This window comes from Bacteroidota bacterium (assembly GCA_037133915.1).
In the GTDB taxonomy this organism is placed as follows: Bacteria; Bacteroidota; Bacteroidia; order Bacteroidales; family CAIWKO01; genus JBAXND01.
The window spans coordinates 1-14,247 of record JBAXND010000014.1 but is presented as its reverse complement, the minus strand read 5'-3'; the positions used below and the strand labels follow the sequence as shown (position 1 = coordinate 14,247).

13 protein-coding genes are annotated in these 14,247 nt (G+C 42.2%); 6 read left to right on the top strand and 7 right to left on the bottom strand.

What is annotated here, in order from left to right:
* Positions 1 to 11: 11 nt before the first annotated feature.
* Genes WCM76_06455 through WCM76_06445 form a run of 3 tightly spaced genes read right to left on the bottom strand, consistent with a single transcriptional unit; the run spans position 12 to position 2,316 of the window.
* Positions 12 to 1,034 carry a histidine kinase gene (locus WCM76_06455; protein ID MEI6765266.1) on the bottom strand — a complete coding sequence of 341 codons (1,023 nt, stop codon included), beginning with the start codon at positions 1,032 to 1,034 and terminating at the stop codon, positions 12 to 14.
* 5 nt (positions 1,035 to 1,039) lie between these two features.
* Entirely contained in the window at positions 1,040 to 1,279 is a 240-nt protein-coding gene (locus WCM76_06450; protein MEI6765265.1) for a hypothetical protein, read from the bottom strand.
* 11 nt (positions 1,280 to 1,290) lie between these two features.
* Complete coding sequence (locus WCM76_06445) at positions 1,291 to 2,316, bottom strand: histidine kinase (protein MEI6765264.1); 1,026 nt, start codon at positions 2,314 to 2,316, stop codon at positions 1,291 to 1,293.
* Positions 2,317 to 2,561: 245 nt separating this feature from the next.
* On the opposite strand from WCM76_06445, the gene WCM76_06440 reads away from it, so the two are divergent.
* The 4 genes from WCM76_06440 to pepT all read left to right on the top strand — a co-directional run bounded on the left by WCM76_06440 (position 2,562) and on the right by pepT (position 7,010).
* Entirely contained in the window at positions 2,562 to 2,864 is a 303-nt protein-coding gene (locus tag WCM76_06440; GenBank protein MEI6765263.1) for a hypothetical protein, read from the top strand.
* Between the two features lie 282 nt (positions 2,865 to 3,146).
* Positions 3,147 to 3,548: a T9SS type A sorting domain-containing protein gene (locus WCM76_06435; protein ID MEI6765262.1), complete on the top strand. Its 402-nt coding sequence runs from the start codon at positions 3,147 to 3,149 to the stop codon at positions 3,546 to 3,548.
* 204 nt (positions 3,549 to 3,752) lie between these two features.
* Positions 3,753 to 5,765, top strand: coding sequence for an oligopeptide transporter, OPT family (locus WCM76_06430; protein ID MEI6765261.1), 2,013 nt, complete (start codon positions 3,753 to 3,755; stop codon positions 5,763 to 5,765).
* 15 nt (positions 5,766 to 5,780) lie between these two features.
* Positions 5,781 to 7,010: a peptidase T gene (gene pepT, locus WCM76_06425; GenBank protein MEI6765260.1), complete on the top strand. Its 1,230-nt coding sequence runs from the start codon at positions 5,781 to 5,783 to the stop codon at positions 7,008 to 7,010.
* 55 nt (positions 7,011 to 7,065) lie between these two features.
* Here pepT and WCM76_06420 read toward each other — a convergent pair whose 3' ends face one another.
* From WCM76_06420 to dnaE, 3 genes are all read right to left on the bottom strand, one after another.
* Positions 7,066 to 7,998: a DUF58 domain-containing protein gene (locus WCM76_06420; GenBank protein MEI6765259.1), complete on the bottom strand. Its 933-nt coding sequence runs from the start codon at positions 7,996 to 7,998 to the stop codon at positions 7,066 to 7,068.
* Positions 7,999 to 8,024: 26 nt separating this feature from the next.
* The gene (trxA, locus tag WCM76_06415; GenBank protein MEI6765258.1) at positions 8,025 to 8,342 is read right to left on the bottom strand and encodes a thioredoxin; all 318 of its coding nucleotides are present in this window, start codon (positions 8,340 to 8,342) and stop codon (positions 8,025 to 8,027) included.
* 119 nt (positions 8,343 to 8,461) lie between these two features.
* On the bottom strand, positions 8,462 to 11,947 hold the full coding sequence (gene dnaE, locus WCM76_06410) for a DNA polymerase III subunit alpha (protein ID MEI6765257.1): 3,486 nt from the start codon (positions 11,945 to 11,947) through the stop codon (positions 8,462 to 8,464).
* 392 nt (positions 11,948 to 12,339) lie between these two features.
* Here dnaE and efp point away from each other — a divergent pair, with 392 nt between their 5' ends.
* Both efp and WCM76_06400 read left to right on the top strand, forming a co-directional pair.
* The gene (efp, locus tag WCM76_06405) at positions 12,340 to 12,906 is read left to right on the top strand and encodes an elongation factor P (protein ID MEI6765256.1); all 567 of its coding nucleotides are present in this window, start codon (positions 12,340 to 12,342) and stop codon (positions 12,904 to 12,906) included.
* A 10-nt stretch (positions 12,907 to 12,916) separates the two neighbouring features.
* Positions 12,917 to 13,849, top strand: a complete 933-nt coding sequence (locus WCM76_06400) for a UDP-3-O-(3-hydroxymyristoyl)glucosamine N-acyltransferase (protein ID MEI6765255.1) — start codon at positions 12,917 to 12,919, stop codon at positions 13,847 to 13,849.
* A gap of 155 nt (positions 13,850 to 14,004) precedes the next feature.
* Here the strand turns inward: WCM76_06400 and WCM76_06395 are convergent, their stop codons facing one another.
* Entirely contained in the window at positions 14,005 to 14,220 is a 216-nt protein-coding gene (locus tag WCM76_06395; protein MEI6765254.1) for a hypothetical protein, read from the bottom strand.
* Positions 14,221 to 14,247 lie beyond the last annotated feature (27 nt).

Genomic DNA, 14,247 nt, shown 5'->3' with positions numbered 1-14,247 from the left:
ACGCGCTGATTTTAAGATAATTTTATTTTTAAATCGATGATATAATCCTTTTCGGTTTGATTTACGTTAAGCGTGTAATTTTTATTGTAAATCAAGTCCAAACGGCGTCGGATGCTTTTCAAACCAAACCCGCCTTTTTGTTCAATACCGGAATTTTGCGGTGCCATAAAATTCATAACATGGAATGAAAGCCAGCCTTCAATTACTTCAAGATTGATGACGATGCCCGGGCTGACATCTCTTTTCCGGCCATGCTTGAATGCGTTTTCAACAAAAGGCGTGAGCAACATGGGTGGCAGCATAACCGTGTTTGTGGCACCACTGATATTGAATTTCACGAAATCCGGATCATTTACTCTGAACGCCTGAAGTGCAATAAAACTGTTGATATAGTCTATCTCCTTTTCAAGCTGCACTTTTTCTGCATTTGCTTCATACAGCATATAGCGCATAATTTCCGCCAGTTTGATGATACCAAACGATGTTTTATCGGGATCTCTGTACACAAATGAATTAATATTATTGAGTGTATTGAACAGAAAATGAGGGTTTACCTGAGAACGCAACAAGGCCAATTCTCCCGAAATACTTTGCTTTTCCAGTTCTTTTTGTTTTTGCTTGCTGTTGAACCAATCAATGGTGAAGCAAAAGAGTGTTCCGTAAACGCCATAAATAAAATGATACCACAGCGATGTGAAAAAAAAGATATTGAAGGGCGATGTCTCAGTATCGGGCGGTAGTATTACCTTATAGATTGCCGGAATAAGCCATGAAATACCGTAAGTATAAACCAGGTCAAAAACGATGAACACTACAAAAAACAACAGCCATTTTCTCTTGAGAAGAAGATGTGGAGCCGCTCCGAAATAAAAAATATAGAATACAACAGCCAGAAAAAATTTAGTGACAAGCGTTCGTATGGCCCATATTTTTATTTCGCCAAAATCGTCATAAGTCATAAGCGGCAGCAACGTTACCGTTATGCTCAGCAACCAAAAAATGATGTGTATGCTTATAACGATGCTTTTTTTCACAGTGCCTATTCTGAAGGTTTATGTTCGTTCTCTTGCTCCGGTTTCTTTTTCACAGATAATACCATTGCCAGACCAAAAATGCCCATCAACAGCCCGATTATCGAAAGCGCACCCAGTGTATTGAACAATACGGGCGATGTAGATTCGGTAGTTATAAGTCCGGTCATTCTGAAAAAAGTAAACTGCATAGTAAGCAGAAAACCTACTATCAGTAAATAAAATCCTGTGGATGTCTTTTTTTTCATCTAGTTGTAAGTTAAAGTTCAAAAATATTCAAGTGAACGATGAACATTTCTTCATTCGTTTCACACCTGAGTTCGTAATTGGTTCCATAAATAAGGTCAAGACGCCGTTTGATGTTTTTAAGTCCAAATCCGCCCTCGCCTTCAATCCTGGGTTTGACTTTAACAAGATAATTTTTTATTTCAAATTCAAGTGCATTTTTTTCAATATTGAGTTTGATAAACACACCGGCACTGCTCACTTTTTTCCGCCCGTGTTTGAATGCATTTTCGATAAACGGAATAAGCAGCATGGGTGGAACCATTATCCCTGTCACTTCACCAATAACATTAAAACTAACATAATCAGGTGTGCTGACGCGTAACTTCTGAAGTTCAATATAGCTGTTGATGTAGTTGATTTCTTTCTCAAGAAGCACCTTGTCTGCATTGGCTTCGTAGAGCATGTAACGCATAATCTCCGACAGGCGGATGATACCAAAGGATGTTTTATCGGGATCGCGATGTACAAATGAGTTTATATTATTCAGTGTGTTGAACAGAAAATGTGGATTTATCTGAGAACGCAAAAGAGCCAGCTCACTTGAAACATTTTGCTTTTCCAGTTCTTTTTCTTTTTGTTTGCTTCCAAACCAGTCTATTGAGAAACGGAACATGGTTCCCCATAAGGCATATACAAAATGATAGGAGAATGAAAAAAAATACCATCGAACCATTGAAACAGGTTTTTCAGGTGCCGGAATGATACTAAAAAGCAACCGCGGATAAAATGACATAATGAGCGCCGTGTACAGAATTATAAATGCAATGAAAACCGCCAGAAAAAGTAAAATACGGTTACGCGAAAGAATTTTGGGACCGATAATCAAATAGAAAACATAAAAAATTATGACACAGAAGGTCGTAATGAATACTTCTTCAACCAAAGCTTCACGCACTTTCACCATATCATTAACAGTAACAAGCGGCAGCAACTCAACAGTGAGTGCGAGTATCCAGAAAACAATGTGCGCAATAATCACAAACTTTTTCTTCATCATCCGGAAAATTTATTCAAAAGAACATCTTTTGTTTTCATTTTCCAAAGATTTTATACAAAACAATACTAATAACCAATCAGATGAGGCAGACACAGCACTCGGCAGTCATTTATAAAAAACGCTTGTTGGTTGAATAAACCATCTTATTGGTTGAATTTTATTGGTAGTTTATTGAATGCGGAGCATCTTTGGGGAAATGTTGAATAATTGCAGTGAATAATAATTGTGCAAATCCTAAAAGCCGTATGAAAAAAATAATCTTTTTATTACCGCTATTTTTAATTGCACCTTTTTGGTCATTTGCCGAACAACAACCCGATTCGATTGCATCAGCAGAGCATCCGAACTATTCTCTGAATACGGGCGCACACGGTGCAGGCGCATTACCCGAGATATATGGTTTGCGAAACGACTGGATGAATGAATTTTCAGGCAAAAAATCGGATACCCTCAAAAAAGGGAACGCATTTTATGAGATAAACCTTATCCAATGGATGCCTCCGGGCTGTCCTTCGTGCCGTAAAGCACTTCCAAAAGCCTGTTTATAGGCTCATCATTTTTCAATGAACGCCCTTCTGATTTATACCAACCGGAATTTTCTCCGGTTTTTCTGTTTTCAGACTCTGAAAGCCAGATGGTACGGTGTTTATCGCCTTGCGTAGAATTTATTTGTATTCCGCATAAGGCACAATATACTTTTACCTCACGGTTCAGGAAAACATTTTTTTTCACGCCTGTAACTTTTGCAGAATCCCGTCCGTCAGCTATTAAAATCAAGTACAGAAAAGGAAAAATCAAATTATCAATTAAAGTATAAAGGAGAACAAATCATGAAAAAAACAGCAATTAAAATAGCCGCAATAGTGATTGTCATTTTCACGACATGTGGTTACCATTCAGTTCAGGCTCAATCATACCTCAAAACAAAAAAGCCCATTCTGCGCGATATTCCGACGGCAGTTGATGACAATACGAATATTGAACTAAAGGCAATTGATAATGTAATTGTATCATCCTCTGAAGGCCGGCTTACCATTCATTTTACAAAAGAAACCGCAGGGCAGGTTGATATCAGCGTGTACGATATCAGCGGCCGGTTGATACTTAAAGATAATGCAACATCGGGAACCGGCAGCTTCAACAAAACCTATGATATGGACTTTGCCAATGGCATTATCATCGTTGAATTAAGGAACCTGAGCCTTAAAATTGTGAAGAAGGCAATGGTGTGAGAATTTCCGGGCATGGGTTGTTCAGAAAAACTGATTTGTCCGGCTTACCAATTAACACGGCACTACGTGCAAAATCATACGCATACTTTGGTTAGGGAAAAGAGACCGCCTCACAAGGGCGGCCTCTTATTTTATAGCAACTTTTTTATTATCTTGCACCCCTCAATAGAACCATTCATTAACTAATTTATAGGAGACGATAGTATGTCTGAACAAGTACAGGAAACGCGCAGCCTTCCGGAGAATGCATACCGCGAACTGAAACCGGGCGAAGAATACAAACCGGTAATGCCCGCAGGGCAGATTTTCCCTGAAGTAACGGCATGGTCTGTTTTTATGGGATTGCTGATGGCTGTTATTTTTTCGGCAGCAGCGGCGTATTCTGGACTCAAAATCGGACAGGTTTTTGAAGCGGCCATTCCCATTTCCATCATTGCAGTGGGTGCATCAGCCGCAGCGCGCAAAAAAAATGCGCTTGGGCAAAATGTAATTATTCAGTCTATCGGGGCAGCTTCCGGCGTGATTGTGGCAGGTGCCGTTTTTACAATTCCCGGACTGTACATCTTGCAAAGCAAATATCCTGAGATTCAAGTCGATTTCTGGCAGATATTCTTTTCATCACTCCTTGGCGGATTTTTGGGCATTTTATTCCTGATTCCCTTCCGCAAATATTTTGTAAAAGACATGCATGGTAAGCTTCCTTTTCCCGAAGCTACTGCCACTACCGAAATTCTGATGACAGGCGAAAAAGGCGGCAGCCAGGCAAAACTTCTCATTGTCAGCGGACTTATCGGCGGACTGTTTGATTTTTGTTTTTCGGCCTTCAAGCTGTGGAGCGAAGAAATAACCACCCGAATCATTCCTATTGGCGAAACCCTTGCCAATAAAGTAAAAATGGTGTTCAAGTTCAATGTGAGCGCACTCATTTTTAGTTTTGGTTATCTCATAGGCTTGCGTTATGCGCTTATTATAACTGCGGGTTCACTCCTTTCATGGTTCGTGCTTATTCCGCTTGTAAATGAAATCGGAAACATAGTGGCAGCAGCCGGTGGCGGAACAAATCCTTTTGATGCCATGACGGCCGAAATGATTTTTAAGATGTATGTTCGCCCAATTGGTATCGGCGCTATTGCCATGGCAGGAATCATCGGCATTATAAAATCGTCGGGAGTTATCGGAAGTGCATTCAAACTCGCGTTCGGAATCGGTCCCAAAGCCCATGCAGAGGCAAAAGTGGAACGCACACAAAAAGACATAAAAATGTCGTTTGTGATGCTGTTCATCGGTCTCACACTGGTCGCAATTTTTATTTTCCTCTTACTTGGCGTGAAAATTACGATGGTTCAGGCAATCGTCGCACTGGTCACTGTGCTTATCATTTCATTTCTGTTTACAACGGTTGCAGCAAATGCCATTGCCATTGTTGGTTCCAATCCCGTTTCCGGGATGACGCTGATGACACTCATTTTATCTTCGGTTGTGCTGGTAGCCGTTGGTTTAAAAGGATGGCAGGGCATGGTCAGCTCACTCATTATCGGAGGCATTGTATGTACGGCACTTTCAATGGCCGGCGGCTTCATCACCGACTTAAAAGTCGGCTACTGGCTGGGAAGTACACCGGCTAAGCAGCAGTCGTTTAAATTCCTTGGAACCTTGCTTTCTGCCGCTACCGTTGGTATCGTAATATTTATTCTGAACAGTGCATACGGATTTGTTCAAACACCTGCACATCCTACGCCTATGACGGCACCACAGGCTAATGCCATGGCAGCTATTATCGAGCCCCTGATGTCGGGTTCGGGTGTTAGCTGGGTATTGCTCGGCATTGGCGCCATTATTTCAATTATTATGAACTGGCTGAAAATATCACCTCTGGCATTTGCACTCGGAATGTTCATTCCGCTGCCGTTGAATACGCCTCTTGTTGTTGGTGGCTTACTGAACCACTGGTTCACCAAGAGTACCAAAAATGAGAAACTTGCGAACTCACGAATCCAGCGAGGCATTCTTATTTCGTCAGGATTTATTGCCGGAGCCGCAATATTCGGCGTTATCGGGGCATTCATAATATTCTTTACGAATGACGGAAACGCCATGAACCTCAGAGTCTGGGCGGACGAAAATGCTGTCGGAGCCCAGATTACTGCATTGGTAGCCTTTATAGCACTTATTGCGTATTTTGTTTGGGAATCATTCCGTGCAAAAGAAAATGATTAATAAACCCATTTTATCATGAAAGAAAAAGTTCTTGAACGCTTTTTGAGTTATATAAAAATTGACACGCAGTCGGATGAAAATTCCGAAACCTGCCCCAGTACAGCCAAACAGTTCGACCTAGGCAATCTTCTTACCGAAGAATTAAAACAACTCGGACTGACGGATGCCTCAATCGATGAAAACGGTTATGTGATGGCCACGCTGCCGGCAAACACCGATAAGAAAATTCCTGTGATTGGATTCATTGCTCACATGGATACCAGTCCCGATATGCCCGGCGTTGGCGTTAATCCGCAATTCATCAAAAATTATACGGGCGATGATGTGGTTATCAACAAAGAAAAAGGTCTGATTTTGTCCGTGGCAGAATTCCCGGAACTGAAGGGCTATATAGGGCAAACCCTCATCACCACCGACGGGAATACCTTGCTTGGCGCAGATGACAAAGCGGGAATTGCAGAAATTATGGCCGCCGTCGAGTATCTTGTTGAGCATCCCGAAGTGAAACACGGAACCATTAAAATCGGATTCACTCCCGATGAAGAAATAGGTCGCGGTGTGGATAAATTTGATGTGGAAAAATTCGGCGCCGAATATGCTTATACCTTAGATGGCGGAGGCGTTGGCGAATTGGAATACGAAAACTTCAATGCCGCTCATGCCAAGGTAATCATTCAGGGACGCAACATTCATCCGGGTTATGCAAAGAACAAAATGGTGAATGCAATGATACTTTCCATGGAATTCAACGGACTGCTTCCGGTAAATGAACGGCCTGAATTTACACAGGATTACGAAGGTTTCTATCATATCATCAAGATGGAAGGAAGCGTTGAAAATGCATCCTTACAATACATTATTCGCGACCACGACAAGCCTAAATTTGAAAAGAAAAAAATATTCATCACGAAGCTTGTCGATTATATGAACCAGCGCTACGGAGAAAAAGTCTTTACACTTGAACTGCGCGACCAGTATTATAATATGCGCGAAAAAGTTGAGCCTGTATATCATATCGTAGCCATTGCTCAGCAGGCAATGGAAGAATGCGGAGTTAAACCGCTGGTAGTACCTATACGCGGAGGAACAGACGGAGCAAGGCTTTCATACATGGGACTCCCCTGTCCCAATATTTTTGCAGGCGGACACAACTTCCACGGTAAGTTTGAATACGTGCCGGTTGAATCGCTTGAAAAGGCGGTGCGCGTCATCCTGAAAATGGTGGATTTATACGCTGCAAAATAAGATGTCGGAGGTAAGACATAAGATAAAAAAAGAGGCCGAAAGCCTCTTTTTTTATTTAGAACATTTTGCCGCGCTTCACTAAATATGAGAGCAGCACATGATGGAAACCATCATTGATGTCGGCTTCCACAAAGTCTATATGGTACTGCATACAGCGCATTTTTAACTCGGCTTTGTACTTGGCTATCGCCTCTATATATTGCTTTTTAACTTCCGATGGCTGTATCTTAAGCTCACTGCCGCTTTCCATATCAATAAATTTATACGGGCGGTTGTCGAAATTAAAATCCAGCTCTTTACTTTTATCCACCACATGAAATAATATCACTTCATGTTTATTGTGCTTGAGATGTTGAAGCGCGGAGAATAAAGGTTCCGTATTGCCTGAACTTTCCATCATATCGCTAAAAATAACCACCAGCGAGCGCTTGTGAATATTTTCGGCAATCTTATGCAACGCTTCTGCTGCGGCAGTTCCTTTATGCGACTTTTGATCCCAGGCCTGCAGCATGCGCTCCAGTTCATAATAGATACGCTTTTGATGCACCGGACCCGAATGAGCTGAAGTTTGCACCTCCACGTCATCGGAAAACATACTTAATCCCGTGGCGTCGCGCTGCAGGCGAAACAGGTAGATGAGTGCCGCACAGCAATAAATGGAGAAGCTGATTTTATTCGGATTCTCAATGCTGACGCTATCCTTAACGGGATAATACATCGAAGAACTGTTATCGATGATGAGCTGACAGCGAAGATTGGTTTCTTCCTCAAAGCGCTTCACAAAAAGCTTATCGGTACGACCGTAGAGCTTCCAGTCAATATTTTTGATTGATTCTCCCGGATTGTAGAGGCGGTGTTCCGAAAATTCTACAGAGAAGCCGTGAAACGGGCTTTTATGGAGCCCCGTAATGAAACCTTCCACTACCTGCCGCGCAAGGAATTCGAGCTTCCCGAACTGCTGTATCTCTTTCTGATCTATAGCACTCATGAGGTAGTGATATGGGTATTAATAAACTACAATAAAGCCGTCAGTTTTTCTTCCAGTTTGTTTTTGGGAACCGCGCCCACCTGTTTGTCGGCAATCTCACCATTTTTGAAAAATAAAACAGTAGGAATATTGCGGATACCAAAACGGGCACTTACGCCGGGTGCATTGTCAACATTTACTTTGCCAACAATGGCCTTGCCATCATATTCTTTTGCAAGTTCTTCTACAAACGGACCAATCATCCGGCACGGACCGCACCATTCAGCCCAAAAATCGAGCAATACGGGTTTGTCTGATTTTAGCACCAGTTCTTCAAAATTTGTGTCATTGATTTCTATTGCCATATTATGTATTGTTAGAGTTTTTTCAAATACAAACGTATGCGTTTTTTCACAGACAGCAAAATCTCAGTCGTCAGACCGGTCATATTAAACCACGAAAATCACATCCGTACTCTATGGTTCTAATTTAACTTAAATCCGATTTCGTTTGCCATCAGGCTTTTTAGAAATTCCGAACCACTTACTTTATATTTTTTTGTCATCATTTCAATCGAGAAATTATTATCCGGATCCATGATTCGGAATCTCAGACTGCATTTACCCGGGTGCGCCACTACCAGTGCATTAATATTATCGGCCATTTTATCGTCGATAGTATTTAACGGCAGATTGATGGTAATATTGCGGGTTAGTTTATCAAGTATCTCCGAAAGCAGTTCCATGTTCTGAACCTTCACTTCTACTTCATCCTCGCGGCCGTAACGGGCTTCTATCTTACCACGGACCAGCAGAAAGCGGCCAACATCCATCAGATGTCTCATTTTAAGATAGGACTCTGAAAAAAACATCAGATTGAGTGCGCCGTGATAATCCTCAATAGTCATGGTACCAAAGGGCTTTCCCATCTTTGTGGTTTTATGTGCCGCAGCGGTAACCATTCCGCCAAAAGTAACATCACGACCTTTAAATACCTTAAGATCTTCGGCGAGTTTGCTTACAGTTACACTGCAAAACGAATTGAGTTCCACCTTGTAATCATCCAGCGGATGCCCCGACATGTAAAATCCGATGACGTCATTTTCGTTTTTCAGTTGTTCCAGCCGTGTCCATTCTTCGCAAACCGGCATGGGCGGATCTTCAATCCGTACATCGTCGGAATCACCGAATAGCGAGTGTTGTTGTTCATTAACGCGACTTTGCGAAATTGTAATGTGACGCACCAGTTTCTCTATAAACGTCGAATCTTCGGAGTTCTCTTTATAAAAGTATTGTGCCCTGTGTGTTCCTTCAAAGCCGTCGAAAGCGCCTGCGTATGCAAGTGCCTCAATACTGCGTCTGTTCACCGCGCGAAGATTTACCCGTTTCAGAAAATCAAAGATGGAAACATAATTGCCATTTTTATTGCGCTCGCTTACGATGTTTTCAACCGCGGCTTCGCCCAAGCCTTTGATTGCGGCTAATCCAAACCGTATCTCACCTTTTTTGTTCACAATAAAACGCAACTCACTTTCATTCACATCGGGACCCAAAACAGGAATAGACTGTTTGTGACATTCATCAATAAAAAAGGTCACTTTTTTGATGTCCGAAAAGTTACGGCTCAGCACGGCAGCCATAAATTCGGCAGGATAATGAGCCTTCAGATAAGCCATGCGATAAGAAGTATACGCATAGCACGTGGAATGCGATTTATTGAACGCGTACTCCGCAAAAGCCTCCCAGTCGTGCCATACTTTTACCGCTACTTTTTCTTCAATACCTTTGGCACCGCATCCTTTAATGAATTCCTCCCTGAGCGAATCCATCATCGCCTTTATTTTCTTGCCCATCGCTTTGCGCAATGAATCGGCCTGCCCACGCGTAAAGCCTGCCATTGAGCGCGACAACTGCATAACCTGCTCCTGATAAACCGTTATCCCGTAAGTGTCTTTGAGATATTCTTCCATCAACACGTGATCATACGTAATCACTTCTTTTCCGTGCTTTCTGCGGATATAACTCGGAATGTACTCCATAGGACCCGGGCGGTACAGGGCATTCATGGCAATAAGGTCTTCAAAGCGGTTTGGCTTCAAATCCTTTAAATGCTTTTTCATGCCATCCGACTCAAACTGGAATATGCCGGTAGTATTTCCTTTACTGAAAAGTTCATAAGTGAGCGCATCATCAAAGGGAATATTATCCAGATCAAGCGCCTCACCTTTGCTGTGTTTTATATTGGCAAGGGCATCTTTGATAATCGAAAGCGTTTTCAGACCCAGAAAGTCCATTTTGAGCATCCCGACAGATTCAACCTGATTGCCCTCATACTGAGTAACCAACAGCGGAGAATCTTTGGATACGCAAAGCGGAAGATAATCTATCAGATTTCCTTTACCTATGATAACACCGCATGCATGAAGGCCGGTGTGACGCACAGAACCTTCCAGTTCCTCAGCATATTTAAGTGTTTGAGATATTAATTTATTTGAAGAACTTTTTGAATCTTCGAGTTCTTTTACTTCTTTGAATGCCTTTTTAAGTGTGATGCCGGGTCTTTCGGGAATCATTTTCGAAAGACGGTCAGCTTCAGACAAGGGTAAATTCTCTACACGCGCCACATCTTTAATGGCCATTTTAGCCGCCATAGTGCCATATGTCACAATCTGAGCCACGCGGTCTTTGCCATATTTTTCAACCACCCATTTTATCACATCATCGCGACCGTCTTCATCAAAGTCAATATCAATATCAGGCATGGATATCCTGTCAGGATTCAGGAAGCGTTCAAACAGCAAGTCATATTTCATCGGCTCGATGTCGGTAATACGCAGACAAAATGCAACTACCGAACCCGCTGCCGACCCTCTTCCCGGACCAACGGAAACGCCCATTTCGCGGGCAGCACGTATAAAGTCCTGAACAATGAGAAAGTAGCCGGCAAAGCCCATGCGGTTCACAACCGACAGCTCAAAATCAATACGTTCTTTTACCGCGTCCGTAACTTCCGGATAACGCACCCGGGCACCTTCGTAGGTGAGATGGTGAAGGTAGTCTTCCGCTTTTTCAAATCCTTCGGGAAGCGGAAAATCGGGCAGAATAGGTGCATGATTCAGTTTATATTCTTCGATTTTATCGGCAATCTCCATGGTATTTGCAATGGCATCGGGATGATCGGGAAAAAGCGCGCTCATCTCTTCGTATGTTTTTAAATACTCCTGCTTAGTGTAATGCAAACGGTCAGGATCACTTAAAAGTTTGCCGGTATTGATGCAGATAAGACGATCGTGAGCTTCGGCATCGGTGGCACGTATAAAATGAGAATCGTTCGTTGCAATTAACTTTATCCCCAGTTTTGGTCCGAGCTCGCTCAGCCCTTTATTCACGATTTCCTGAAGCTTCAGGGTGTCGTTATCAATAACAGGGTTTCCGGTTTTGTGCCGCATCAGCTCAAAATAGTAATCCTCTCCGAAAAGATTTTTATACCAAAGGGCCGATTCTTCCGCTTTCACAAGATTGTTGCTCAGGATAGCCTGAGCAATTTCACCCGCAAGGCATGCCGAAGATGCAATGATTCCTTCGTGGTAAAGTTCAAGCAGCTCTCTGTCAATACGCGGCTTGTAATAATGCCCTTCAATCCATCCCAACGAAACGAGTTTTATCAGATTTTTATAGCCTGTATGATTCTTTGCCAGAAGAATGAGGTGATAGCCTGCCCGGTCTTCCGATTCGGCTTTATCATGCCGTGATTTACTTGCAACATAAACCTCACAACCTAAAATTGGCTTAATCCCTTTTTTGGTGGCTTCATTATGAAATTCTTTGACCCCAAACATATTCCCATGGTCAGTAATTGCCAGAGTGGTCATTCCCAAATCTTTGGCACGATCCAGAAGGGCGCTTATGTTTGAAGCACCGTCGAGAATCGAATATTGTGTGTGTACATGTAAATGCGTATAATTTGCCATAATGGAAATCGAAGTTACTGAAGTGTGATTATTCCCGCCATCTGCGTTTTGAGAAATCCGGGATTAATAAGGCGGCTAAAAATCATATTCTTACAATTATAAGGTCGATAAAATAGCCGTTTTGTAAAATTATTGAAAAGAATGCAAAATTTAGGCATTGTTGATAAAAATAGAATCAGACGGTAATTCTATGATTAACGGAGGGTTCAGTTGTTCAAAAATATTAATGGTGAGGCATTTGGCTTTTTAAAAACTTTTATTTCGAGGCCGCAAATAATAGAAAATGCAACAATGTTTTGAAATTATTAAAATATTGAAACAATGCGTCTCCAATTTTAATTATTTTTGCGTGCGAATTTATAATGTATAAATGTAATCGGATATCTTAACTTATGGCAACAACCGCAGAATTTAGAAACGGTTTGTGTATAGAATTCAATAATGACCTTGTAACCATTGTAGAATTTCAGCACGTGAAACCCGGCAAGGGCGCCGCTTTTGTCCGTACCAGGCTCAAGAGCCTTACCAACGGCAGGGTGGTGGAGAACACCTTCCCTTCGGGCACTAAAATTACCATTGCACGCGTAGAAAGGCGCCCGTACCAGTACCTGTATAAAGATGACATGGGATTTAACTTCATGAACAATCAGACTTTTGAGCAGGTTTCTGTTGCAGAAAATATGATAAGCGCTCCCGATCTTTTGAAAGAAGGTACTACCGTAGAAATTATGTTCCACGCCGATACCGAACGGGTGCTCTCATGCGATCTTCCTCCTTTTGTTGATCTGGAAGTGACCTACTGTGAGCCCGGTTTGAAAGGCGATACTGCGAACAACTCCTTGAAGCCTGCCACCACCGAAACCGGTGCCATCATAAAAGTACCCCTGTTCATCAACATTGGCGAACGCATAAGAGTGGACACACGCAGCTATAGTTACTACGAAAGAGCTAAAAGTTAAATAGACGACGATGAAATTTGAAAAACCTTTTACACTTAAGGAAATAGCTTCCTTTATCAACGCTAAATTTGACGGGGATCCCGGGCATATGGTAACCGGGTTGAATGAAATTCACCGCGTAGAACCGGGCGACCTTACCTTTGTTGATCATCCTAAGTACTACAGTAAATCACTCAACTCAGCCGCAACAACCATTATCATCAACACCAAAGCTGATGTTCCTGCGGGCAAAGCATTGATTTTCTCAGATGATCCTTTCAGAGATTATGTTATGCTGGTTAAAAAGTTCCGTCCGTTTGAGCCGAGCAGCAAAATGATTAGCGACAAATCAGTGATTGGTGAGGGAACCATTATTCAACCGGGCGCTTTTGTCGGAAATTATGTAAGTATTGGTAAAAACTGCATTATCCACTCCAATGTAAGCATATACGACCACACCACTATTGGCGACAATGTAATTATACACTCTAACAGTGTGATTGGGGCCGATGCATATTATTTCAAAAAAAGGCCTGAAGGATTTGATAAACTGGAATCCTGCGGTCAAACGATTATAGAAGATAATGTTGAAATTGGCGCACTATGCACTGTAGATAAAGGTGTTTCAGGTGATACAATTATTGGTAAAGGAACCAAACTCGACAATCATATTCAGGTTGGGCACGATACTATCGTCGGTAAAAATTGCCTTATTGGTGACCATGTAGCCATTGCGGGTGTTACCAATATAGAAGATGATGTTATGATATGGGCCAGCTGTTCCATAAATAAAGACCTCGTTATTGGCAAAGGCGCGGTAATTCTGGCATGCTCAGGAGTAGATAAATCACTTGAGGGTGGAAAGACCTATTATGGCGTTCCGGCCGAGGATGCCCGTAAAAAGTGGAAAGAAGTTGCACTGCTTAAAAAGCTCCCTGAAATGTGGGAAAAATTCAAAAGCTGACAACAACCGTACTTAAATAATCCTAAAACGCCCCAAATCGGGGCGTTTTGCATTTCCCGATGTAACATGCACCGTGAATGTTCATTCTTCGCGTTGCAACAATGAGTTGAGCTTACGAAGGATGATTGCAAAGACAGCGTGTTTATTGAAGGTGATTATTCTTCGGGCTCAAGAATCACATTTTTTACGGCATGTTCGGGATTGAGTCCGATTTCATCAAGTCCAACATCACGCAAGTCAAAACCATTAATTTTAACTTTGCGGGTAAGTTTGTTGAATCGTGTGAAGTTTGCGAAATACACAATTCGGGCCGACTTCTTTTCATTGTCAACAGATACTACATGGTGGATATTCCGCACATAGTAGTCCACTCATTCCGCGGCAAACTGGTCCACCAA

Bases quoted from the DNA above. Each gene is read 5' to 3' on its own strand.
- WCM76_06450 (MEI6765265.1), bottom strand. From the start codon at position 1,279: ATGAAAAAAAAGACATCCACAGGATTTTATTTACTGATAGTAGGTTTT.
- WCM76_06445 (MEI6765264.1), bottom strand. From the start codon at position 2,316: ATGATGAAGAAAAAGTTTGTGATTATTGCGCACATTGTTTTCTGGATA.
- WCM76_06440 (MEI6765263.1), top strand. From the start codon at position 2,562: ATGAAAAAAATAATCTTTTTATTACCGCTATTTTTAATTGCACCTTTT.
- WCM76_06435 (MEI6765262.1), top strand. From the start codon at position 3,147: ATGAAAAAAACAGCAATTAAAATAGCCGCAATAGTGATTGTCATTTTC.
- WCM76_06430 (MEI6765261.1), top strand. From the start codon at position 3,753: ATGTCTGAACAAGTACAGGAAACGCGCAGCCTTCCGGAGAATGCATAC.
- pepT (MEI6765260.1), top strand. From the start codon at position 5,781: ATGAAAGAAAAAGTTCTTGAACGCTTTTTGAGTTATATAAAAATTGAC.
- WCM76_06420 (MEI6765259.1), bottom strand. From the start codon at position 7,998: ATGAGTGCTATAGATCAGAAAGAGATACAGCAGTTCGGGAAGCTCGAA.
- trxA (MEI6765258.1), bottom strand. From the start codon at position 8,342: ATGGCAATAGAAATCAATGACACAAATTTTGAAGAACTGGTGCTAAAA.
- dnaE (MEI6765257.1), bottom strand. From the start codon at position 11,947: ATGGCAAATTATACGCATTTACATGTACACACACAATATTCGATTCTC.
- efp (MEI6765256.1), top strand. From the start codon at position 12,340: ATGGCAACAACCGCAGAATTTAGAAACGGTTTGTGTATAGAATTCAAT.
- WCM76_06400 (MEI6765255.1), top strand. From the start codon at position 12,917: ATGAAATTTGAAAAACCTTTTACACTTAAGGAAATAGCTTCCTTTATC.